General features: G+C 64.7%; 2 protein-coding genes. Both read right to left on the bottom strand.

The annotated features are described in order from the left end of the window. On the bottom strand, nucleotides 1–248 hold a 248-nt coding region (locus tag ASC92_RS29685), incomplete at its 3' end, for a VCBS domain-containing protein (RefSeq protein WP_414820431.1). A 15-nt stretch (nucleotides 249–263) separates the two neighbouring features. Further along, nucleotides 264–1462: VCBS domain-containing protein (locus tag ASC92_RS29680; RefSeq protein ID WP_414820426.1), on the bottom strand; the 1199-nt coding region annotated here is incomplete at both ends.

The raw sequence follows: 1462 nt of genomic DNA, 5'->3' as shown, positions 1-1462 counted from the left end.
GTCCCGTCGGACGAGACTGCAGTAAAGCTGTCGCTGATCGACTCCCCTGCACCCAGCTGCTGGATCGCCGCCTGGCTGTTATCGGTCGCATAAGTCCAAGTGCCGTCGGCCACCAGCACGAAACTGCCATAGCCGTTGCTGCCGGCAGTGCTCGCCTGTGGCGCGAAGTTCGACTGGCCCGCATCCACATCGGCGATCGTCAGCGCTCCACTGGTGCTTAGATTCGGCGTCGATGCATCCTCGGTCACCGCGCCGCTGGCGANCGAAGTTCGACTGGCCCGCATCCACATCGGCGATCGTCAGCGCTCCACTGGTGCTTAGATTCGGCGTCGATGCATCCTCGGTCACCGCGCCGCTGGCGACGCCACCGATCACCGGCACGTCGTTGGTGCCGGTGATCGTCACCGTCACTACCTGGTTGGCCGTCCCGTCGGACGAGACTGCGGTGAAGCTGTCGCTGATCGTTTGACCTGCGCCCAACTGCTGGATCGCCGCCTGGCTGTTATCGGCCGTGTAGGTCCAGCTGCCATCAGCCAGCAAGTTGAAGCTGCCGTAGCCGTTGCTTCCGCCGGCGCTCGCCTGTGGCGCGAAGTTCGACTGACCGGCATCCACATCGGCGATCATCAACGCACCGCTGGTGCTCAGATTCGGGGTCGATGCATCCTCGTTCACCGCGCCGCTGGCCACACCACCGATCACCGGCACGTCGTTGGTCCCGGTGATCGTCACCGTCACGAGCTGGCTGGCCGTCCCATCGGACGACACTGCCGTGAAACTGTCGCTGATCGACTCGCCAGCGCCCAATTGCTGGATCGCTGCTTGGCTGTTGTCGGCCGTGTAGGTCCAGTTGCCGCCGGCCGCGAGCGTGAAGCTGCCATAACCATTGCCACCGGCTGTGCTTGCCTGAGGCGTGAAGTTCGACTGGCCCGCATCGACATCGGCGATCGTCAGCGCACCGCCCGCGCTCAGGTTCGGCGTCGAGTCATCCTCGCTCACCGCGCCGCTGGCGACGCCACCGATCACCGGCACATCATTGGTGCCAGCGATCGTCACCGTCACCACCTGGCTGGCCGTTCCATCGAACGAGACTGCAGTAAAGCTGTCGCTGATCGACTCTCCTGCACCCAGCTGCTGGATCGCCGTCTGGCTGTTGTCGGCCGTGTAGGTCCAGTTGCCGTCGGCCGCGAGCGTGAAGCTACCGTAGCCATTACTGCCGCCGGTGCTCGCCTGTGACGCGAAATTCGACTGGCCCTGATCGACATCGGCAATCGTCAGCGCACCGCTGGTGCTCAGGTTCGGAGCCGAGCCATCCTCGCTCACCGCACCGCTGGCCACGCCACCAATCACCGGCACGTCATTGGTGCCGGTGATCGTCACCGTCACGAGCTGGCTGGCCGTGCCGTCGGAGGACACGGCGGTGAAGCTGTCACTGATCGACTCGCCAGCGCCCAGTTGTTGGATC

The sequence above is a fragment of the Variovorax sp. Root411 genome (genome assembly GCF_001425205.1).
GTDB lineage: Bacteria > Pseudomonadota > Gammaproteobacteria > Burkholderiales > Burkholderiaceae_C > Variovorax.
This window is presented reverse-complemented; position numbering and strand designations above follow the sequence as displayed.